This window comes from Plantactinospora sp. B6F1 (genome assembly GCF_040120695.1).
GTDB lineage: Bacteria > Actinomycetota > Actinomycetes > Mycobacteriales > Micromonosporaceae > Plantactinospora.
The window spans coordinates 19,383-40,647 of sequence record NZ_JBEEAC010000042.1 but is presented as its reverse complement, the minus strand read 5'-3'; the positions used below and the strand labels follow the sequence as shown (position 1 = coordinate 40,647).

Sequence of the window (21,265 nt, the reverse complement as noted above, 5' to 3'; positions counted from 1 at the left end):
GGACGTTGCCCGTTCGGCCGGGCCGGGGCGATGCGGTCGCGCACTAGAATTGCTCCTGTCCGTGGAGCCGCGCGCGGCGACGCGTAGCGGAGGACACGAGGGGCGGATGTGGGCGCATCCGCCCCTCTCCCTGCGCGGTGCACGACGCGGGTGCTGGGCCTGGGAAAACCGTGCTGCGGTGATGCCGGTGCGAGGGGGTTGGATCTTGGTCCATCGAAGCCCGGGAGCGCTCCCATGGATAGCCAACAATGTAACCGCGCCATTGCCGGTTTGTGAAGCACCCAAACCGCCGACCCCTCGTCCGCGACGAGCGCAGGATCGTACTGTTTCAGGGAAATAGTGCCTTCGCTGGGCGCCGGAGGGCACTACGAGCAGAAGGACTCCCCTTGGCGGCGGTGGGGATCTCAGGGGGTCGGGAGCTCGACGGGCGGAGGCGCGGGCACGGGGGGCGCCACGGCGGGCCGGTCGTGCAGTGACACCGTGACGGTCAGCAGCTCGCCGTCCCGGTCCACCGTGCTCGGGAGGGACAGCCGGTCCAGGATGCGCAGCATCCCGACGTTTCCCGCCGGGGTGTGTGCGAGCAGCGCGGCGTAGCCGGCCCGGGTGCCGTACCCGACCAGGCGGCGAGACAGGGCGCCACCGAGACCACGCCGCTGCCAGCCCTCCTCGACCAGCAGGGCGAGTTCGGCGAGCATCCCCTCGGCCGCCAGGTTCGCCATCGCCACCACCCGCTCGGGCTGGCCGTCCGCGCCACCCGCGCAGGCCAGCAGGGCGACCCCGCGCGCCGGGGAGAGCAGCCGGCGCAGCCGTCCCGGCGTCGCCGCACCGCTGGCCGGATAGCGCAGGCGCAGGCTCCGCGCCGAACAGCGCCGGTGCATAGCGAGCACCGCCGGTAGGTCCTCGGGGAGAGCGGGACGTACGGTCAGCTCGGCACCGTCCGACAGCACCAGGGTCACCGGATCGACGGCCCGCCTGGCCACCGCACCGGCCAGTTCCACCAGTGCCCGGGCCCGGGCGTACTCGGCCGGGGTGAAGCTCGGGGCCGCCCGGTGCACCTCGAACGAGCCGCCGTACGGGTCGGGCAGTCGCATCGCCCCGGAGCCCCGCTCCGCACCGGTCGGGCCGGCCACCACCGGCCGCCAGGTGACCGAGTCCGCGCCGAGCAGGCTGCGCAGCGACTCATCGAGGGCGCCCGGGTCGCGTACCAGCCGGCTGGCCAGGCCGAGTGCCCGGGTCGGCTGATCGGCCAGCCCCTGCGCCTCGCAGCGGGCCACCCAGCAGTCCCGGCCGCGCCCGCGCTGCACCGCCGCGACCAGGTCGTCCGCAGTCAACTCGGCCGGCGCGTCCACCAGGAAGTCGTCGACCGCCCCCGCCTCGGTGGTGTGTACCTGGACGGTCAGGATGTTCACCCCGCGCAGTGCCAGGCTCGCGGTGAGTACGGAGAGAAATCCCGGCCGGTCGGCCACGGTCGCCCTGAGCTGCCACAGTGCCATCTGCGATCCTTCCCGGTCCCGCCTGCCCGCCCCCGCTGTCACCCGCCTGTCGTGGCTCAGCCCGGCCGGGTCACGATCGCCGGCAGCCGCCCGACCGGCGGCCCGGCGACGGGCCCGCGCCGACGGACCTGGACGGCCCCGCGCCGGCCGGGCTGGTCGGTGGCGGTGGCGCGCTGACCAGGTCGAGTCGGTCGCCGAGGATCGTCGCGGCGGCCCGCACCAGGTGGGCGATCCGGTCCACCTCGGTTCCGTGGAAACCGGCCGCCGACAGGCCGTCGCCGTCCACCCGGGCCAGCACCAGCACCAGCCCCGCCCGGCCGAACGGGGCGACCGCGAAGTGCGTGCCCGCCGGCCCGTCCAGCGCCCGGGCCCGCAGCGGGGTCACCTCGGGCAACTCCAGCGGGGCCGGTGCCCGCCAGCTCGCGTACGCCACGGCGGGTGCCCCGCCGCCCCGGACCGTCCCGGCGCCCGGACCGGTCCGCGCCGCCCAGTCCGCCGGTACCACGGCCGCGGCGGCCCAGTCGGCGGCCAGCAGGCCGGGTACCGCGTCGACGAGGGTGGCGAGCCCGTCGGCCGGGTTCGCGGCGATCTGGGCGAGCAGCTCGGCGTCCTGTCCGCCCCCGCTCGACGCGCCGATCGCCCGCCACATGCCGTCGACCCGTACCCCGGGGATGGCGCCGAGCCCGGCACAGAGCCGGTCGACCCGGGAGGCACCGGGCCAGACCACCGTGAAGTCGTCGACGGCCCGGCCGCCCAGCCGTTCCAGGACCACCACCGCGACGATGTCGGCACCGGCGACCCCCAGCGTGCGAGCGACCTGACCGAGCGTTCCGGGGCGATCCGGCAGGGTCACCCGAACCCTCAGCAACATGTTCCGTCCCCCTCCGTCGGCGGACCGGCGCGCGTGCCGCCGGCGAGCTGTCAACCAGGCTGCCCGATGAGCATTTCGCCCCTGTTGCCGCTGCATGTCCCGGCAGCGACATCCCGGGTCCGTCCGGAGGACGCCGGGGTGCCGCCCCCGGTGGGTGGGCCGGCAGCGGCCCGGGCTTGACTCGACGGCCGGGATGCCATCAACTTTTCGGATGACTGATCCGCCGGCCACCGCCGTCCGGCCGGAGCCACCCGCCGGGTCGCCGTCCGGGCTCGACCTCGACCGCCTGGCCGGGCATCTCGCGGCGCACCGCCCCGACCTGCTGGCCGGTCCGCTCCGGGCGGAACTCATCGCCGGCGGCCGGTCGAACCTCACCTACCTGGTCCGGACCGGCGGGCGCGAGTTCGTGCTCCGCCGGCCGCCGCTCGGGCACGTGCTGGCCACCGCGCACGACATGGCCCGGGAGTTCCGGGTGATCTCGGCGCTCGCCCCGACCGGGGTGCCGGTGCCGGCCACCCTGCTGCACTGCGCCGACGAGGCGGTGCTCGGCGCGCCGTTCTACCTGATGGAGCGGGTGCCCGGGGTGGTGTACCGGAGCCGGAGCCAGACCGACCCGCTGACGCCGGCCCAGCGCCGGGCGCTCGCGCTCGGCATGATGGACGTGCTGGCGACGCTGCACGGCGTCGACCCGGCCGATGTCGGGCTGGCCGACTTCGGCCGGCCGGAGGGCTTCCTGGCCCGGCAGGTGCGCCGCTGGGGTGGGCAGCTCGACCGGTCCCGCAGCCGGCCGCTGCCCGGCATCGACGAGCTGCGCCGTCGGCTGACCGCGACCGCACCGGACGGCTGGAACGCCGGGCGGATCGTGCACGGCGACTACCGCCTCGACAACCTGATCGCCGACTGCGGGCCGGCCGGTGGCGATCCGCCGGAGACCGCGACGGTGACGATCCGGGCGGTACTCGACTGGGAGATGGCCACCCTCGGCGACCCGCTCGCCGACCTCGGTCTGCTGCTGACCTACTGGGAGGTGCTCGGCGACTCCGACGCGGCCGAGAACAACCCGGTCGCCGACGGGCTCGGCCCGCGCGCCGGCTTCCCGTCCGGCGCCGAGCTGATCGAGCGGTACGCGGCCGGCAGCGACGTCGACGTCGGCCCGCTGGACTGGCACGTGGCGCTGGGCTGCTTCAAGCTCGCCGTCATCTGCGAGGGCATCCACTATCGGCACACCCTGGGGCAGACCGTCGGCGAGGGCTTCGACCGGATCGGCGACCTCGTCGATCCGCTGGTCGAGTACGGGCTGACCGCGTTCCGTCGGGGCTGACCCCGGCCCCCGCCGCACAGACCAACGGGAGCGCACACCGGAAACCACCCACGAGCTGACCTGCCGAGGAGATTCGATGGACTTCGGATTCGACGCACGCACCGCCGAACTGCACGAGGCGCTGCACGACTTCCTGACCGACCGGATCCTGCCGGCCGAGCCGGTCTACGCCGAGCAGGTCGCCGCGGCGGCCGCCCCCGGGGCGGCCCATCCCACCGCGACCGACCCGGGGGCGGCCGGACCGACCTCGGCGGGACCGTGGCGCCGGCCGCCGATCGTCGAGGAACTCAAGGCGGAGGCCCGGCGCCGGGGCCTGTGGAATCTCTTCCTTCCGGACCCGGAGTACGGCGCCGGGCTCAGCAACCTCCAGTACGCCCCGCTGGCCGAGCTGACCGGCCGCAGCCCGCACCTGGCCCCGGAGGCGCTCAACTGCGCCGCCCCGGACACCGGCAACATCGAGCTGCTGGTCGAGTACGGCAGTCCGGCACAACGGGAGCGCTGGCTGCGCCCGCTGCTCGACGGCGAACTGCGCTCGGCGTTCTGCATGACCGAGCCCGAGGTGGCCTCCTCGGACGCGACCAACATCGCCACCCGGATCGAACGGGACGGCGACGAGTACGTGGTCACCGGGCGGAAGTGGTGGTCGACCGGGGCGATGGACCCGCGCTGCGCGTTCTTCGTCGTGCTGGGCAGGACCGATCCGGCGGCCCCCCGGCACCGGCAGCACGGCATGGTGCTGGTACCCCGGGACACCCCGGGCGTGACGGTGCGGCGCGGCCTGACCGTCTTCGGCTACTCCGACGGCGCGCACGGCGGGCACGCCGAGGTGGACTTCGACGGCGTACGCGTGCCCGCGGACCATCTGATCGGCGGGCCCGGGGACGGCTTCGCGATCGCCCAGGCACGGCTCGGGCCGGGCCGGATCCACCACTGCATGCGCCTGATCGGGATGGCCGAGCGCGCCCTCGAACTCCTCTGCCGGCGGGCGGCCGGACGGGTCGCGTTCGGCCGGCCACTGGCCGAGCAGGGCGTGGTGCAGGAGTGGATCGCCGAGTCCCGGGTCCGGATCGAGCAGGCCCGGCTGCTGGTGCTGAAGACCGCCTGGTTGATGGACACCGTCGGCAACAAGGGCGCGCACACCGAGATCCAGGCGATCAAGATCGTGACTCCGGCGATGGCGGAGTGGGTGATCGACAAGGCGATCCAGGCGCACGGCGGGGCCGGGGTCAGCCAGGACACCCCGCTGGCCGAGTTCTGGACCCACGCGCGGACGCTGCGGTTGGCCGACGGCCCGGACGAGGTGCACCGGGCCGGGCTGGCCCGCCGTGAACTGCGGCGCTGGACGGGCGACTGAGCCACGGGCGACTGAGCCGCACCGAGCCGTCCGCCTGTGGCGCGGCCTTCCGGGAGGCAGGCGGAGGGGTTAGGCGGAGGCGCGGTGCACCAGGTGGGTGTCGAGCAGCACGTACGGCACCTCGCGCTCCTCCCGCTTGATCCGCGAGACGAGCAGCCGGGCCATCTGCCGCCCCATCTCCTCCATCGGCTGGAAGATGGTGGTCAGCGGCGGCTCGGTCTGCCGGGCGATCGGGGCGTCCTCGAAGCCCACCACCGCGACGTCCTCCGGCACCCGGCGGCCGGACTCGCGCAGCGCCCGCAACGCCCCGCAGGCCATCAGGTCGGAGGCGACGAAGACCGCGTCGAGTTCGGGGCAGCTGTCCAGCAGCCGGCGCATCGCCGCCGCGCCACTGGTCTCGCTGAAGTCGCCGTACGCGATCATGGCCTCGCTGATCAGCCCGCCGCTGGTGCGTACCGCGTCCTGGTAGCCGGCGAGCCGGGCCACGCCGACGCCCATGTCCTGCGGGCCGGCGATGGTCGCCACCCGCTTGCGGCCCTGCCCGACCAGGTGCTCGACCGCCTGTCGGGCGCCGCCGGCGTTGTCCACGTCGACGAAGTACGCCCCGGACGGGTCGCCGAGCATCCGGGCCGGCCGGCCACCGAGCACGGTCGGCAGCCCGCGCTGCTCCAGCAGGGTGGGCAGCGGATCCGCGTCGTGCAGCGAGAGCAGGAGTACCCCGTCCACGTGCTGGTTGGTCAGGTGGTGCTCGACCCGCTCCCGCTCGGCCGGGGACTGTGCCATCGCCAGCCAGAGCTGCATCGGGGTTTCCAGCAGTGCGGAGCTGATCCCGCGCACGATGCCGGCGAAGAACGGTTCGCCGAAGACCCGCTCCTCCGACTCGGAGACCACCAGGGCCACCGAGTCGGTCCGCTGGGTGACCAGGGCCCGAGCCGCCCGGTTGGGCACGTAGCCCAGCTCGGCGATGGCCCGCTGCACCGCCGCCCGGGCCTCCGGGCTCACCTGTGGTGATCCGTTGACGACGCGGGACACGGTGCCCCGCCCCACTCCGGCGCGGGCGGCGACCGCATCCAGGGTGGGCCGCCCGAGCGAGCGGGTGCGCTGGGTTGTCATCGTCTGTCCCTCCGACGTCGGATGTCCGGCACCGGCCCCGTGCGGGCCGGTGCCGGGCACCCCCAATACTGGCTGACCACGCCTATTGAACCTTCTTCAACCTGGACGGCACGGTGCCGGCGTCCCGACTTTCACCTGTGGTCACGACGGACCGCGCAGCGGGGTTGACGAAGGTTCATTGTGCGGCCAGACCGTTACGTCGGATCACCTCGGCGTACCACCTGGCGCTCGACTTGGGAATCCGGCGTTGGCTGTCGTAGTCGACGTAGACCATGCCGAAGCGCTTGGTGTACCCCCACGCCCACTCGTAGTTGTCAAGCAGTGACCAGGCGAAATAGCCCCGCAGCGGCACTCCGGCGGTGATCGCGGAGTGGCAGGCCCGCAGGTGTGCGTCGAAGTAGTCGAGCCGGTCGACGTCGTCGATCCGGCCGTCCACCACCTCGTCGACGAAGGCGGAGCCGTTCTCGGTGATGTAGAGCGGCAGCTCCGGGTAATCCCGGTGCACCCGCTCCAGGGTCTCGACCAGCCCGGGGGCGTCGATCTCCCAGTTCATGTCGGTCACCGGCACGCCCCGGGTGACGAACCGGACCTGCTCGCTGCCGGGCCAGCTCGACTGGGCCCGCCAGTACGGCTCCGGCTCGACGCCCTCGACCGGGGCCGCCACCACGTGCCGGCTGTAGTAGTTGATGCCGAGGAACGACATCGGGGTGGAGATGGTCTCCAGGTCACCCTCCTGGACGTGACCGAAATCGGTCACCGTGGCCAGGTCGGCCACCACGTCCGCCGGGTAGCTGCCGCGCAGCACCGGGTCCAGGAAGATCCGGTTGGCCAGCCCGTCGATCCGGCGGGCCGCGTCCGCGTCGCCGTCGGAGGAGGTCTGCGGGGAGACCGCGTACAGGTTGAGGGTCACCCCGACCTCGGCGTCCGGCCGGGCCGCCCGGATCGCCCGGGTGGCCAGGCCGTGCCCGAGCATCAGGTGGTGCACCGCCCGGACCGCCTCACCCGGATTGGTACGCCCCGGCGCGTGCACCCCGGAGCCGTAGCCGAGGAACGCCGAGCACCACGGCTCGTTGAGGGTGATCCAGTGCCGGACCCGGTCGCCGAGGGCCGCGACGGTCAGCTCGGCGTACTCGGCGAACCGGGCGGCGGTGTCGCGGTTCGGCCAGCCGCCGGCGTCCTCGATCGCCTGCGGCAGGTCCCAGTGGTAGAGCGTGATCCACGGCTCGATGCCGTGCTCCAGCAACTCGTCGGTCAACCGCCGGTAGAAGTCCAGCCCGGCCTGGTTGCCCGGGCCGTGCCCGTCCGGCTGGATCCGGGGCCAGGCCACCGAGAGCCGGTACGCCTTCAGCCCCAGCTCGGCCATCAGCGCCACGTCGTCGCGGTACCGGTGGTAGTGGTCGCAGGCGACGTCACCGGTGTGGCCGTGCAGGACCCGGCCCGGGGTGTGGCTGAAGGTGTCCCAGATCGATGCGCTTCGACCGCCCTCACGCACCGCGCCCTCGATCTGGTACGCCGCGGTGGCGGTGCCCCAGACGAAACCGGGCGGAAACGTGGCGCCCACACCCTTTTCGAGCAGTTGCGTGGACTCTGGGCTCGCGGTGTTGCTCACGACTTGACGGCGCCTTCCATGATGCCGCCGATGATCTGGCGGCCGAAGATGATGAACACGATCAACAGCGGCAGGGTCGCCAACGCGGTACCGGCGAACAGAGCTACATAATCCGTCTGGTACGGGCCCGAGGAAAGGATCTTCAACGAGTACTGCACGGTCGGCGTGTCGGGGGTGAGCACGACGAACGGCCAGAGGAAGTCGTTCCAGGTCTGCATGAAGATGAGCAGGCCGAGCACTGCCGCGGCCGGCCGCAGTGCGGGCAGCACCACGTTCCAGTAGACCCGCCAGGTGGAGCAGCCGTCGAGCCGGGCTGCCTCGATCAGCTCGTCACTGATCGCGGACGTCGCGTACTGGCGCATCATGAAGACCCCGAAGCCCTGGACCAGGAACGGCACGATGACCGCCTGGAGGGTGCCGGTCCAGCCCAGTTCCACCATCATCAGGTAGAGCGGGATGATGCCGAGCTGGGTCGGCACCATCATGGTCAGGATGATCAACAGCAGCAGGGCGTTGCTTCCCCGGAACCTGAGCTTGGCGAAGGCGAAGCCGGCCAGCGTGGAGAAGAAGATCACCGAGACGGTCACCACGGTCGACACGACGAACGAGTTGGCCAGGCCGTAGAGGAACGCGGCGTCCTCGTTGGCCAGCATCCGGTCGATGTTCTCGAAGAGCTTGCCGCCGGGGGTGGGCGGCATCTCGTACACCGCGCCGTTGTCCCGGGAGGCGATGATGAACGACCAGACGATCGGGAAGATCGAGAGTATCGAGCCGGCGACCAGGGCCAGGTAGGTCAGAGGGCTGGCCTCCCAGAGCCGTGCTCCGGGCATGGTTCGGCGCCGGCGGCGGGGCGGCTGCGGGGCGACCGAGCGGGGCAGGGTCTGGATGGTGGTCACTTCTGCTCCCCCTTGACCGAGCGACGTACCAGCACGAAGTTGATCACCGCGAAGATGATGATCATTAGGAAGAGCAGCCAGGACATCGCGGCTCCGGAGCCGTACTCGAAGTTTCCGGTGAAGGTCCGCTCGTAGATGTACATCGCCAGCGTCTGGAACTCGTTCTGGGCACCACCGCGGATCAGCCCGTAGCCGTACATCAGGGGCTCGGTGAAGAGTTGGAGACCGCCGATGGTGGAGATGATGATCGTGAAGAGAATGGTCGGCCGGATCAGCGGCACGGTGATCTTCCAGAACTGCCGCCAGGTGGAGGCACCGTCCAGGGCCGCCGACTCGTACAGGTCCTTGGGGATCGCCTGCATCGCGCCCAGGTAGATCAGCGCGTTGTAACCGGTCCACCGCCAGTCGACCATGAAGGCGATGGCGAACCAGGAGGCGTAGCGATTGTCCCGCCAGGCGATCGGGTCGATCCCCACGGTGCCGAGCAGCCAGTTCACCAGCCCGTACCGGTCGGCGAAGATCAGCGCGAAGATGATGCCGACCGCCGCCACCGAGGTGATGTTGGGAATGACGATGCCCATCCGGAACAGGGTGCGGCCCCGCATCTGCCGGTTCAGCAGGTTGGCGATCATGAGCGCCACCACGAGCTGCGGCACGGTGCTGACCACGAACATGCCGACGGTGTTGTAAGCGGCGTTCCAGAACTGCGTGTCGGCCAGGACGACGCGGTAGTTCTCCAGGCCGATGAACTCCTTGGTGTCGCTGAGCAGGTCGTACTCGAAGAGCGAGACGTAGACCGTGTAGAGGACCGGGAAGAGGCCGAAAATCCCGAAGAGGATGAAGAAGGGTGCGATGTAGAGGTACGGGGAGTACTTGATGTCCCAGCGGCCCAGGCGGTACGACCGCTGACGGTGCGCCGGTTCCGGAGTGGGTGGCGTGGCAGCGTGCCGTGGTGGTGCCGCGCCGACAGCAGAGCTCATTGCGGGTCCTTCCGGGGAGGTGGGCCGCCGTGACCTCGCGCTGGTGCCCACACCCTCCGCGGGTGTGGGCACCAGCGCCGGCCCACGGGCACGGGTCACCCGTGGGCGCGGCAGGTCATCGGTCGACCTAGCTGGTCAGCTTCTTGGCCTCGTCCATCGCCTTCTTCCAGGCGGCGTCCGAACTGAGCTGACCGCGCTCGGCCGCCTGCATCTGCGGCTCGACCACCGTCTCCCAGATCTGCTGGTGCTTGGCGCCGAGGAAGACCGGCTGCATGTTCTTCACGCTCGCACCGAAGATCTCGCCGGTGGGGGCGTTGTTGAAGTACTCGCTCTTCTGGTCCTTGAAGGCCGGGTCCTCGATGCCGGCGATGTCGGACGGCATGGCGCCGGCCTCCTTGAACGCCGCCAGGTGGCCTTCCTTGCTGGTCAGGTACTTGGCCAGCTTGTAGGCCTCCTCCTTGTGCTTGCTCTGCTCCGGGATGCCGAGGTAGGAGCCGCCCCAGTTGCCGCCGCCGCCCGGGATCGTCGCGATGTCCCACTTGCCGGCGTTCGCCGGGCCGGAGCGCGGCTTGATGACGCCCTCGGTCATCCAGGCCGGGCAGGGCAGGGTGGCGAAGGCGGAGTTCTTGAAGGCGGCGTCCCAGTCGGCGCTCCAGCGCTGCGCCTTGGCGGTGAGCCCGTCGGCCGCCATCTGCAGGCCCATGTCCCAGGTCTGCTTGATGATCGGGTTGGTGTCACCGATGAACTTGTTGTCCTTGTCGAAGAAGAACGTCTCGGAGTTCTGCATGATGTACGGCTGCATCAGGCTGGTCCCGCTGTCCAGCCAGGCAGCCTTGACCTTGCCGCTGGCCTTGAACTCCTTGCCCAGCGCGATGTAGTCGTCCCAGGTGGTGATCCGCTTCGACACCTCTTCCCGGTCGGTCGGCAGACCGGCCTGCTCGAAGAGGTCCCGGCGGTAGCACATGGCCAGGCCGCCGACGTCGGTGCCGAGCCCGATCAGCTTCTTGCCGTCCGGGGTCAGGGCGTTGTTCCACTTCCACTCCGGGAAGGTGGACTTCAGCTCGCCGGCACCGAGGTCGAGCAGGTTGGCGAACTTGTCGTGGTTCTGTACGTAGCCCAGCAGTACGCCCTCTTCGAGCCCGACCACGTCGCCGGCGCCGCTGCCCGCGGCGAGCCACTGCACCAGCTTCGGCTGGAAGTCGCGCAGCTCGCCCATCTTCTGGTGCTCGACCTTGATGTTGGGGTTGGCTGCCTCGAAGTCCTTGATCGCCTGGTCGTAACCGAAGTTCTGGAAGGTCTGCAGGACCAGCTTGACCTGCCCCCCTTCGCCGCTGGACCCGTCGTTGTCGCTCTTGCTGCACGCGGTGCTGCCGAGAGCCACGCCCGCGGCGAGCGCGGCGACCGCGGCCGTGCGGAGCCGGCGCCTGATGACGCTCATCCCTGACCCCTCTCAGGTGGGTAACTCGTGTAGTGGTGGTGGCGGAGATTCGTGTGTGTCCCGCTGCTGGTGCCGTGCTTTCCCGGTGGTGCCGAGGTGCGTGTCCGCCCGCCGACGCAACCGCCGGACGGAGGCCCGGAGCCGCGCGGTGGGATTTCGGTGCGACGCGTCGCCGGTGGTTGTGTGGCGTTGACCACAGACCCCGGGAGCGCTCCCATGAGATTGCCGGCGCGCTTCTGGGGTGTCAATGGGCATCTGGGAGCGTTCCCATTTCGTTACCGACGGCGCCGGGTCACTCACCCGCAAAGCGGGCGTTATCCCCGAGGTAACGCCCCGGCATCCCCGAGGTGACGCCCCGGCCGGCGGTATGGACCAACCGGTGGGTAACCGAATCCCTAGCTGAGCCAGCGCGCCAGGGTGGTCGCCCGGCCCGGGTCGAAGGTCGACGGGGCAAAGGGGCGGCCGAGCCACTCCCGCAGCGCCTCGTGCTCCGGATGGGCCGGATCGGCCATCGCGGCGAGGAACCGCCGGTAGCCGTACGGGCCGCCGACATCCTCCGGCGGGCAGGCCCCGGCGCCGGCGGAGCAGACCGGGTACCGCTCGTCGGGGTCGGCACCGAAGACGTCCTCGACGGTCACGTCGTGTTCCCACCAGTCGCCGAAGTCGTAGGTGTAGAGGAAGCGGCCGCCTTTCGTCGCCACCGCGTCCAGCCGGGTGTCCAGCTCGTCGCGGAGCGTCAACTCCCCCTCCGGGTCCGGCACCCCGTACTGCACCCCGTCGATGTCGAACGAGTGCAGGTGGCAGTTCTGCCAGCCGAGTACGGACTGGAACACCCGGTGCACCCGGTCCAGGGTGTAGCCGCCCGGCACCAGCACCCGCCGCCAGACCGACGGCGTGACGTCGGCGAGCGACACCTTGAGCTGGAAGATCTGACGGCGCATCGTCTCCCACCCTCCGGGCATAGGCTTACCGGCATGATCTGCCGAGCCTGCCGTGACAACAGGCACGTCGACTGCCGCGGTCGCAACTGGTGCGACTGCCAGCACCGTACCCCCGCACCCGTCCCTCCGGTCACCGGTCCGGTCACCGAATGACCGGTAATGTCGGAATAACCAGGTTGTGGCCTGACCCGGCGGCGACGCCGCTGGACGAGCCGGCACTGATCGCGCTCTATCCGCGCCTCGCCCGGCCACACCTGCGGGTGAACTTCGTCGCCAGCGTCGACGGCGCGGTGGAGCTGGACGGGCACTCCGCCGGGCTCTCCAGTGCGCCGGACAAGCGGGTCTTCGGGCTGCTGCGGATGGCCTGCGACGGGCTGCTGGTCGGCGCCGGCACGCTGCGGCACGAGGCGTACCACTCGCTCCGGCTGGACGAGCGGCGGCGGGCCTGGCGCCGGGAGCACGGGCTGGCCGAGTACCCGACCCTGGTGGTGGTCTCCCGGGCACTGAACCTCGACCCCGAGTCGGCGGCCTTCGCGGACGCACCGGTCCGGCCGGTGGTGCTCACCACCGAGCGGGCCGAGGCGCCGGCCGGGCTCGCCGACGTCGCCGAGCTGCTGCGGCACGGCGAGGAGCAGGTCGACCTGGCCGCCGGCCTCGCCGAACTGCACCACCGTGGGCACGGCCAGGTGCTCTGCGAGGGCGGACCGCACCTGTTCGGCTCGCTCACCGCCGCCGGTCTGGTCGACGAGGTCTGCCTGACGGTGGCGCCGATGCTGGCCGGTCCGGGCGCCGGACGGATCACCGCCGGGCCGACCACCGCACCGCGCGGGATGTCGCTGCGACACGTCCTCGCCGCCGGGGACGAGCTGCTGCTGCGGTACGCCCGCGACTGAGCCGCCGGAGGCGGTGCCCCGGACCTCGGGGCACCGCCGGTGCGCCACTACTCCTGCGCGGAGTTCCAACCGACGAGTTCGGCCGGGCGGTTGGTGATGATTCCGTCCACGCCCAGGTCGTCCACCTGCCGCCAGCCGGCCGGGGCGTCCACCGTCCAGACCATCACCGCGACTCCGGCCCGGTGCAGGTCACCGATGATCGCCGGCCGGGTGAGCAGCGCCGCCGAGGAGGGGTTGTAGGTGGCCAGCCCGAGTTCGGTGGAGATCGCCACCGGATCGGCGTCCAGGGTGCTGCGGAGCAGCCCGAGTGGCAGCTCCGGGGCCAGCTCGCGGGTGTACCGCAGCACGTCGACATCGAAGCTCTGCACCAGTACCCGGTCGGCCATCTGCTGCTCGCGAACCAGCGCGACGATCCGGGAGACCTCGGCCCGGCTGTGCGCCCCCTTGATCTCCAGCACCAGCCGACCGCCCCGGGTGCGCAGGTCCGCCAACTGCTCGGCCAGGGTCGGTATCGGCACCCCGGCGTAGTGCGGGGCGAACCAGGAGCCCGCGTCCAGCGTCTTGAGCCGGGTGCTGGTCAGCGAGCGGATCGCCCCGGTGCCGTCGGTGGTGCGGTCCACGGTCGAGTCGTGCAACACGAACGGCACGCCGTCGCTGCTCGGCTGCACGTCGTTCTCGATCCAGTCCGCGCCGCCCCGCCGGGCGACCTCCTGGGCCACCAGGGTGTTCTCCGGTGCCGCGGCCGAGGCACCCCGGTGCGCGATCACCGCGACCGGGCTGCCCGGCGAGCGGAGCAGGGCGCTCGGCGCCAGCTCGGTGATCCGGACGTCGTCGAAGGAGACCGTGGAGCCGTTGACGAAGAGCGCCTGTCCGGCCGTACCGGACCGGCGCAGGCTGCTGGTCCGGAGCAGCTCCCGACCCTCGAAGGACCACCGGGCCTGGCTGCCGTGCACCTCGATGGCGACCCGGACGTCCCGGCCGGTGCCGGCGGCGGTCGGCGCGGCGGCGGTCTCCGTCACGTTCCACGAGGGAGCGGTGGTGCGCTCGGCGAACTCCAGCCCGTTGGCCGCGGTGGTGCCGCTGCGCATGGTGGCGATCCACCACGGGGTGGCCCCGCTCGCCGGTACGTCGAGGCCGAACGCGGCCCACCGGGTGCTCGCGTTCACCGACTCGAAGCGTACGGTCGCCTCGAACCGGAAGTGCGCCAGGTACGCACCAAAGGTGATCTTGTTGTTCTGGGTGGAACCGGTCGAGGTGCCGTAGAGCCGGCCGTTCTGTACCCGCCAGTTGCCGTCGATCGCACGCCAGCCGGTCGGCAGCGTGCCGGCGTCGAAGTTCTCCGACACGTGCACCCGGCCCGGTTCGGCGGCGGCCGGTACCGGGTCGGTGGTGGCGGCGGCTCCGGCGCCGACGGTGGCGGCCAGCAGCAGGGCGGTCACGAGCGCCGGGACACGCCGGCTCCGATGGGTTCCGCGTCCCGCCGGAACCGGCGTGTTGTTCCGGTCCGGTGACGGATTGAGGGTCATCATGGCGCATGAGGTTAGCGGGACGGCGGGGAACGGAACGTCAAGATCTGATTAAGGTGCCGCAAACCAGCCGTGTCCAGTCGAGTTCGGGACGAACTCGGCGGAGCGCCGGCCGTCGTCGCCGCGCCGCGTGGCACGGTGTCGTACCAGTGAGGCAGGATGCGACTCGTGTGTCTTGACCAGATCCCCACCCCGACCCGGGCGACACCGGCCGGATGGACACCGGCCGCATCGACACCGGCCGGGTCGGCACCCACCGGGACGACACCCACCGGAGTGGCGCCGTGACCGAGAGCCCGCCGGAGGGACCGGGCGCGGCGGTCGGCCGGGTGCTGGGCACCGCCGACGCCACCCCGTTGCAGTTCTGGACGGCCGTCACCCCGGGCAGCTACCTCCAACTCGACGACGTGGTGGTGACCCGGCGCGAGCTGCCCGACCGGGAGCCGGTCACCATCGCCGGGGTGGTCACCCAGGTCCGGGCCCGGCACGAGGGGGCGCAGTTCGACTCCGACGTCTTCGCCATCGCCGACGGCACCCTGCCGGCGATGGTGCAGGAGGCGGCCGAGATCACCACCACCCGGGTCGACCCGGAGTTCTACGTGCCGCCGTCGCCCGGCGCGGTGGTCTACCGGGCCGAGGGCGAGGCCCGGTCGGCGGCGCTGCACTTCGACCGGATGGAACGCCGGGTGCCGATGGGGATCGGCCGGGACGGCGTGCCGGTCTTCCTCAACGCCGACTTCCTGGACGGCAGCCGGGGCGCCCACGTCTCGATCTCCGGCATCTCCGGGGTGGCCACCAAGACCAGCTTCGCCACCTTCCTGCTCTACTCGGTGTTCCGCTCCGGGGTGCTCGGCGGCGACGCGGTGAACGCCAAGGCACTGATCTTCAACGTCAAGGGTGAGGACCTGCTCTTCCTCGACCACCCCAACAGCCGGCTCGACGCGGCCACCACCGAGACCTACGCGAAGCTGGGGCTTTCGGCCGGGGCGTTCCCGGACGTGCGGGTCTACGCCCCGCCCCGGGCCGGCGACTCCTCCGGCACCCCGGACGTGAGCAGCCGGCTCGCCGGGGTGGACAGCTTCTACTGGACGTTGACCGAGTTCTGTGCCGACCGCCTCCTGCCGTACGTCTTCGCCGACGCCGACGACGAGCGTCAGCAATACACCATGGTCGTGCACTCCGTCGCCGCCCACCTGCACCGGTACGCCCAGCCCGCCGACGGCGGGGTCAGCGTCGACGGGGTACGGATCAACTCCTACCCCGACCTGGTCGACCACATCGTCGAGCAGCTCACCGATGACGAGACCCGCTCGGAGTGGGCCGGCAGCGCGGTCAACATGGGCACGGTCAACGCCTTCGCCCGGCGGCTGATCGGCAGCAAGAAGGACCTGGCCCGGTTGATCCGGGGTGACCTGGCCACCCGCCGCCCGCACAGCGTGAACACCGCCGAGAGCGCCCAGGTGACCGTCGTCGACCTGCACAACCTGCCGGACCGGGCGCAGCGGTTCGTGGTCGGGGTGACCCTGAAGACCGAGTTCGAGCGCAAGGAGAAGGCCGGCACCGCCAAGCCGCTGCTCTTCGTCGTCCTCGACGAGCTGAACAAGTACGCCCCGCGGGAGGGCTCCTCGCCGATCAAGGAGGTGCTGCTGGACATCGCGGAGCGCGGCCGGTCGCTCGGGGTGATCCTGATCGGCGCCCAGCAGACCGCCAGCGAGGTGGAGCGGCGGATCGTCACCAACTCGGCGATCCGGGTGGTCGGCCGGCTCGACCCGGCCGAGGCATCCCGCCCGGAGTACGGCTTCCTCCCCGCCGCACAGCGGCAGCGGGCGCTGCTGGCCAAGCCGGGCACGATGTTCGTCAACCAGCCGGACATCCCGGTGCCGCTCTGCCTGGACTTCCCCTTCCCCGCCTGGGCGACCCGGGTCTCCGAGGCCGGCACCGCGCCGACCGGGACACTGCGCTCGATCACCCAGGCCGCCGACCCGTTCGCGGTCGTCGGCTCCCGGTCGGGCGTGCTCTCCGACGACGACATCCCCTTCTAGGTTTCCCGTGAGCGCGAGGAGTGAGCCGGTTTTGCGAGCCCCGCAGTCGCGAACGAACGGCAACGAGGTTGGGCGACCGTGAAGATCCTGCACACCTCCGACTGGCACGTCGGAAAGGTCCTCAAGGGACAGTCCCGGATCGGCGAGCACCGGGACGCCCTCGCCCAACTGGTCGAGGTCGCCCGGGCCGAGTCCCCCGACCTGGTGATCGTCGCCGGAGACCTCTACGACACCGCCGCGCCGACCCCGGAGGCGACCCGGCTGGTCACCCGGGCGCTCTCCGCGCTGCGCAGGACCGGGGCCCAGGTCGTCGCGATCGGCGGCAACCACGACAACGGCCCGGCCCTGGACGCGCTGCGCCCGTGGGCCGAGGCCGCCGGGGTGGCGCTGCGGGGCAGCGTCCGGGACAACCCGGCCGAGCATGTCATCGACGGCACCACCGGCGGCGGCGAGGCGTGGCGGTTGGTCGCGCTGCCGTTCCTCTCCCAGCGGTACGCGGTCCGGGCCGTCGAGATGTACGAGCTGACCGCCGCCGAGGCGGTGCAGACGTACGCCGACCACATCGGGCGGGTGCTCGGACGGCTGACCGAGAGCTTCGACTCCCCCGACCGGGTGCACCTGGTCACCGGTCACCTGACCGTGGTTGGCGCCCGGGCCGGCGGCGGCGAGCGGGAGGCGCACACCGTGCTCAACTACGCCGTACCGGCCTCGGTCTTCCCGAGCGGTGCGCACTACGTGGCCCTGGGCCACCTGCACCGGGCACAGCAGGTGCTCGGGCCCTGCCACATCCGCTACAGCGGCAGCCCGTTGGCGATCGACTTCGGCGAGGAGGAGAACCGCCCCTCGGTCAGCATCGTCGAGGTGAGCACCCGCACCGCCGCCCGGGTCCGGGAAGTGCCGATCACCGCGGCGGCGCCGCTGCGCACCGTACGCGGCACCCTCGCCGAGCTCGCCAAGGTCGACGACCGTACGGCGTGGCTGCGGGTCTACGTCCGGGAGGCACCCCGGGCCGGGCTGCGCGAGGAGGTGCAGGAGCTGCTCCCCCGGGCTCTGGAGGTGCGGATCGACCCGGAGATGCTGCCGGCCGCCGGCGCGACCCGGGCCGCGCGGCGCGCCGGGCGCTCCCCGCGAGAGCTGTTCGGCGACTACCTGGCCAGCCGGGGCCAGGCCGACGACGGGGTGCGCGAACTCTTCGACGAACTCTACGAGGAGGCGACCAGCTAGTGCGTCCGCTCCGGCTCGACCTGGCCGGCTTCACCGCCTTCCGGGACGCCACCACCGTCGACTTCACCGACGCGGACTTCTTCGCCCTGGTCGGACCGACCGGTTCGGGCAAGTCCAGCGTGCTCGACGCGATCTGTTTCGCGCTCTACGGCACGGTGCCGCGCTGGGGCGGCGCCCGGGGCATCGCGAACGCGCTGGCGCCGTCGGCGAACGAGGCCCGGGTCCGGCTGGTCTTCGAGTCGGCCGGCGCGCGCTACGTCGCGACCCGGGTGGTCCGGCGGGACGGCCGGGGCAACGTGAAGACCGGCAACGCCGGGCTGCAACTGATGCCGCCCGGCTTCGACGTGACGAAGTTCGACACCGGGCTGAGCCCGGACGACCTCGGCGAGGTGATCGCCGGCACCCCGGCCGAGATGGACGCCGCGGTGCTGGAGGCGGTCGGGCTGCCGTACGAGCAGTTCACCAGCTGCGTGCTGCTGCCGCAGGGGCAGTTCGCCGACTTCCTGCACGCCAAGCCGGCGACCCGGCAGCAGATCCTGGTCAACCTGCTCGGCCTCGGCGTCTACGAGGAGGTGCAGAAGCGGGCGACCGCGCGGGCGACCCGGGCCGACGCCGCGCTGGAGGCCGTCGACCGGATGCTCGACGGGCTCACCGGGATCGACGACGAGGCGCTGGCGACCGCCGCCGGCCGGGTGGAGGCGATGCGGGAGCTGGCCGACGGGGTCGACGCCGCCGTACCCGAGCTGCGGGTCGCCCGTACCGCCGCGACCGAGGCGGAGCGCGCGCTCGCCGCACTCGACGCCGAACTCGCCGAGCTGGATCGGGTCCGGCCGCCCCGGGACCTCGCGGTGGTCGCCGAGGCGGTCGCGGCGGCCCGGGAAACGGTGACCGAGGCGTCGGCGGCGGTAACCGTGGCCGAGGAACGCGAGGAGAAGCTCCGCGGCGAGCTGGCCGGTGCCGGCGACCCGGCGGCGCTGCGGCTGCTCCAACAGGCGCACACCGAACGCGAGCAGGTGGCCGGCGAGGCGGCGACGCTGGCCGGCGCGCTGGCGGCGGCCGGCGACGACCACGACGCGGCGGTGGCCGCGCTGGCGGCGGCCCGGGCCGGTGCGGAGCGGGCCTCCGCCGAGCTGGAGGCGGCCCGGGTGGCCTACCAGGAGGCGCAGACCGCCGACCGGGCGGCGGCGCTCCGGGCCCACCTGCACGCCGGGGCGCCCTGCCCGGTCTGCACCCAGCCGGTGACCCAGGTGCCACCACTGCCGGCGGGCTCGGCGGTCGCCACCGCGAAAAAGGCCGGCGAGGCCGCCCGGGCCGCCGCGGATGCCGCCGACCGGCTGGTCGCCGAGCGGGATCGGGCCGCCCGGGACCTGGAGCGCACCCTCGACCAGGCACGGGCCCGGCACGAACAGCTCACCGCCCGGCTGGCCGACCTGGACGCCCGGCTGGTCGACTCCCCCGGCCCGGCCGCGCTGCGCGAGCGGCTCGACCTGCTCGCCGGGCTCCGGCGGGACCTGGAGGCGGCCGGCGGCGCGGTACGCGCGGCCCGGGAGGCGGCCCGGCGGGCCCGGGCCGGGGTGGAGGCGGCCGAGGAGCGGCTGCGGGGTGCCTGGCACGCCTTCGACACGGTGCGGGACGGGGTGGCCCGGCTCGGCCCGCCGGCCGCCGACCGGGCGGACGTGACCGCCGCCTGGGCCGGGCTCGCCGACTGGGCGACCCGGGCCGGTGCGGAGCGGCGGGCCCGGCGGGCCGACGCCGCCTCGGCGGTGACCGAGGCGCACGACGGCGTCGACGCGGTGGTCGAACGGATCGCCGCGCTCTTCACCGCCGTCGGGCTGGACCGGCCGGCAGCCGACGCCGACCCGGTCCGGCTGGCGGTGGTGGCGCTCGAACGGGCCGAGGCCGAGCACCGCCGGCTGGTCGAGCGCCGGGAACAGGCCCGGGAGCTGACCGAACAGCGGGCCGGGCACGAGCGGGAGTCCCGGGTCGCCAAGGCGCTCGCCGGGCACCTGCGGGCCAACAACTTCGAACGCTGGCTGCTGGCCGAGGCGCTCGACATGCTGGTCGACGGGGCCTCCCGGATCCTGCGTGAACTCACCGACGGGCAGTACGACCTGACACACGACAAGGGCGAGTTCTTCGTCCTCGACCACCACGACGCCGGGCTGCGCCGGGCGGTCCGGACCCTCTCCGGCGGCGAGACCTTCCAGGCCTCGCTGGCGCTGGCACTGGCGCTGGCCGAGCAGCTCGCCGGGCTCTCGACCACCACCGCCAGCCTGGAGTCGATCGTGCTCGACGAGGGCTTCGGCACCCTGGACGCGGCCACCCTGGAGACCGTCGCCGCCACCCTGGAGAATCTGGCCGCCCGGGGCGACCGGATGGTCGGGGTGGTCACCCACGTACCGGCGCTGGCGGAACGGATTCCGGTCCGGTTCGAGGTACGCAAGGACGCCCGCAGTTCCCGGGTGGAACGGACTGGCCGGTGAGCACCCGGCTCTTCGTCGACGCCTGGGACCCGGCCTACGGTGCGTCGTTCGAAGCGGCCGGCGGCCCGGCGGCGCCGAGCAGCGCCCAGGTGCAGACCGACGTCGAGCTGCCCGCCGACGAGTGGCGCCCGCTCGCCGCCCCGGACACGATCGCGCCGCCGGACGTGGTGCTGCTGGTCGACGGGGTACGCCGGATCGACGCCAGCGTCTGGACCGAGGAGCCGGACGGCAGTTCCTTCCCCGGGCTGGCCGCCTCGTACGCCGCCGGGGTGGTCCGGTGCGACCTGCGCCGGGGCGCCGCCGAGCTGGCCGGTGCGGAGGTGGAGCGGGGACTCTTCACCGCCAGCCCGTCGGCCCAGGACGTGGTCGCCGGGCAGATCCGGTACGCCGTACACCGGCTCAGCGGGACCGGGGAGCTGAGCAAGCTGCCGGCGGCGGTCCAGGCGCCGCTGACCGCGCTTGAGGTGAAGGTCTCCGGCGCGGTCCGGGACGATGGCGACCTGCTGGTGGTGGACGGCCCGCTGCGCAGTCGGCGGCAGCTGCCGCGCACCCTCGGCTACATCAAGACGCAGCACAGCCAATACCTGGACGCTCGGCACACCGCGCTGGTCACCGGGCTGGCCGCCCGGGAACGCTCCCCGGTCTTCCGGCTCGGTACTGCCTGGGGCGGCTACTCGTGGTATCTGCGGCTGCCCGGCTCGGGGCGCGGCCCCTGGGCCGGGATCGTCCGGGTCGAGTGCTCGGCCGAGCTGGCCGAGCAGCAGGCGGTCGAGTTGGCGAACCTCTCCCTGGTCACGCTGCCGAAGTTCGCCTCCACGCCGTACAAGGACCCCCGGGCGCCGCAGAACCTGATCCCGATCGCCGGGCTGGAACGCCGGCTGCGGGCCCGGCTCGGCGACGGCCGGCTGCTGCACCGCGCCCTGACCCTGGCCACCACCCGGGCCGCCGGGGCCGCACACACCCGCTGAGCCGGACCGCCGGCCCCTACCAGCGCCCGATCCGCCGACCGGGCGCGGTGTGCCGAAGGGCTCCTTCCGGCGGCCCCCGCCGGGACCGGTGAGCCGGCCGGCGATACTTCACC

16 protein-coding genes are annotated in these 21,265 nt (G+C 72.6%); 7 read left to right on the top strand and 9 right to left on the bottom strand.

Going from position 1 to position 21,265, the window contains the following annotated elements; genetic code table 11:
- Positions 1-404: 404 nt before the first annotated feature.
- Together ABNF97_RS30815 and ABNF97_RS30810 are read right to left on the bottom strand one after the other, a co-directional pair.
- A complete protein-coding gene (locus tag ABNF97_RS30815; RefSeq protein ID WP_349340662.1) occupies positions 405-1,493 on the bottom strand; it encodes a GNAT family N-acetyltransferase in 1,089 nt (362 codons plus the stop codon).
- Positions 1,494-1,563: 70 nt separating this feature from the next.
- A complete protein-coding gene (locus tag ABNF97_RS30810; RefSeq protein WP_349340661.1) occupies positions 1,564-2,364 on the bottom strand; it encodes an ACT domain-containing protein in 801 nt (266 codons plus the stop codon).
- 211 nt (positions 2,365-2,575) lie between these two features.
- Between ABNF97_RS30810 and ABNF97_RS30805 the strand changes: the two genes are divergently transcribed.
- Both ABNF97_RS30805 and ABNF97_RS30800 read left to right on the top strand, forming a co-directional pair.
- Complete coding sequence (locus ABNF97_RS30805; RefSeq protein ID WP_130464089.1) at positions 2,576-3,685, top strand: phosphotransferase; 1,110 nt, start codon at positions 2,576-2,578, stop codon at positions 3,683-3,685.
- A 76-nt stretch (positions 3,686-3,761) separates the two neighbouring features.
- Positions 3,762-5,039, top strand: a complete 1,278-nt coding sequence (locus ABNF97_RS30800) for an acyl-CoA dehydrogenase family protein (RefSeq protein ID WP_130464090.1) — start codon at positions 3,762-3,764, stop codon at positions 5,037-5,039.
- Between the two features lie 69 nt (positions 5,040-5,108).
- On the opposite strand, the gene ABNF97_RS30795 is transcribed toward ABNF97_RS30800, so the two are convergent.
- The 6 genes from ABNF97_RS30795 to ABNF97_RS30770 form a co-directional block, all read right to left on the bottom strand.
- Positions 5,109-6,152 (bottom strand): substrate-binding domain-containing protein, encoded by a 1,044-nt coding sequence (locus ABNF97_RS30795; protein WP_130464091.1) that lies wholly within the window; start codon positions 6,150-6,152, stop codon positions 5,109-5,111.
- Positions 6,153-6,327: 175 nt separating this feature from the next.
- Complete coding sequence (locus ABNF97_RS30790) at positions 6,328-7,761, bottom strand: GH1 family beta-glucosidase (protein WP_130464092.1); 1,434 nt, start codon at positions 7,759-7,761, stop codon at positions 6,328-6,330.
- Positions 7,758-8,591, bottom strand: coding sequence for an ABC transporter permease subunit (locus ABNF97_RS30785; RefSeq protein ID WP_130466182.1), 834 nt, complete (start codon positions 8,589-8,591; stop codon positions 7,758-7,760). Before ABNF97_RS30785 ends, ABNF97_RS30790 begins: the two co-directional genes overlap by 4 nt.
- Before the next feature lie 62 nt (positions 8,592-8,653).
- Complete coding sequence (locus ABNF97_RS30780; RefSeq protein ID WP_130464093.1) at positions 8,654-9,637, bottom strand: ABC transporter permease subunit; 984 nt, start codon at positions 9,635-9,637, stop codon at positions 8,654-8,656.
- 127 nt (positions 9,638-9,764) lie between these two features.
- Positions 9,765-11,075: an extracellular solute-binding protein gene (locus ABNF97_RS30775; RefSeq protein WP_349340660.1), complete on the bottom strand. Its 1,311-nt coding sequence runs from the start codon at positions 11,073-11,075 to the stop codon at positions 9,765-9,767.
- Between the two features lie 395 nt (positions 11,076-11,470).
- Entirely contained in the window at positions 11,471-12,016 is a 546-nt protein-coding gene (locus tag ABNF97_RS30770; RefSeq protein ID WP_130464095.1) for an IS1096 element passenger TnpR family protein, read from the bottom strand.
- A 149-nt stretch (positions 12,017-12,165) separates the two neighbouring features.
- Here ABNF97_RS30770 and ABNF97_RS30765 point away from each other — a divergent pair, with 149 nt between their 5' ends.
- Positions 12,166-12,909, top strand: coding sequence for a pyrimidine reductase family protein (locus ABNF97_RS30765; protein ID WP_349340659.1), 744 nt, complete (start codon positions 12,166-12,168; stop codon positions 12,907-12,909).
- 47 nt (positions 12,910-12,956) lie between these two features.
- On the opposite strand, the gene ABNF97_RS30760 is transcribed toward ABNF97_RS30765, so the two are convergent.
- Complete coding sequence (locus ABNF97_RS30760; protein WP_349340658.1) at positions 12,957-14,348, bottom strand: glycerophosphodiester phosphodiesterase; 1,392 nt, start codon at positions 14,346-14,348, stop codon at positions 12,957-12,959.
- A gap of 302 nt (positions 14,349-14,650) precedes the next feature.
- Here ABNF97_RS30760 and ABNF97_RS30755 point away from each other — a divergent pair, with 302 nt between their 5' ends.
- From ABNF97_RS30755 to ABNF97_RS30740, 4 genes are all read left to right on the top strand, one after another.
- Complete coding sequence (locus ABNF97_RS30755) at positions 14,651-16,477, top strand: ATP-binding protein (protein ID WP_502930574.1); 1,827 nt, start codon at positions 14,651-14,653, stop codon at positions 16,475-16,477.
- Positions 16,478-16,555: 78 nt separating this feature from the next.
- A complete protein-coding gene (locus ABNF97_RS30750; RefSeq protein ID WP_130464097.1) occupies positions 16,556-17,701 on the top strand; it encodes an exonuclease SbcCD subunit D C-terminal domain-containing protein in 1,146 nt (381 codons plus the stop codon).
- Positions 17,701-20,184: an AAA family ATPase gene (locus ABNF97_RS30745; RefSeq protein ID WP_130464098.1), complete on the top strand. Its 2,484-nt coding sequence runs from the start codon at positions 17,701-17,703 to the stop codon at positions 20,182-20,184. The genes ABNF97_RS30750 and ABNF97_RS30745 overlap by 1 nt, the downstream gene beginning before the upstream one ends.
- Positions 20,181-21,152 carry a hypothetical protein gene (locus tag ABNF97_RS30740; RefSeq protein ID WP_349340657.1) on the top strand — a complete coding sequence of 324 codons (972 nt, stop codon included), beginning with the start codon at positions 20,181-20,183 and terminating at the stop codon, positions 21,150-21,152. Before ABNF97_RS30745 ends, ABNF97_RS30740 begins: the two co-directional genes overlap by 4 nt.
- The last annotated feature ends 113 nt before the right edge of the window (positions 21,153-21,265 follow it).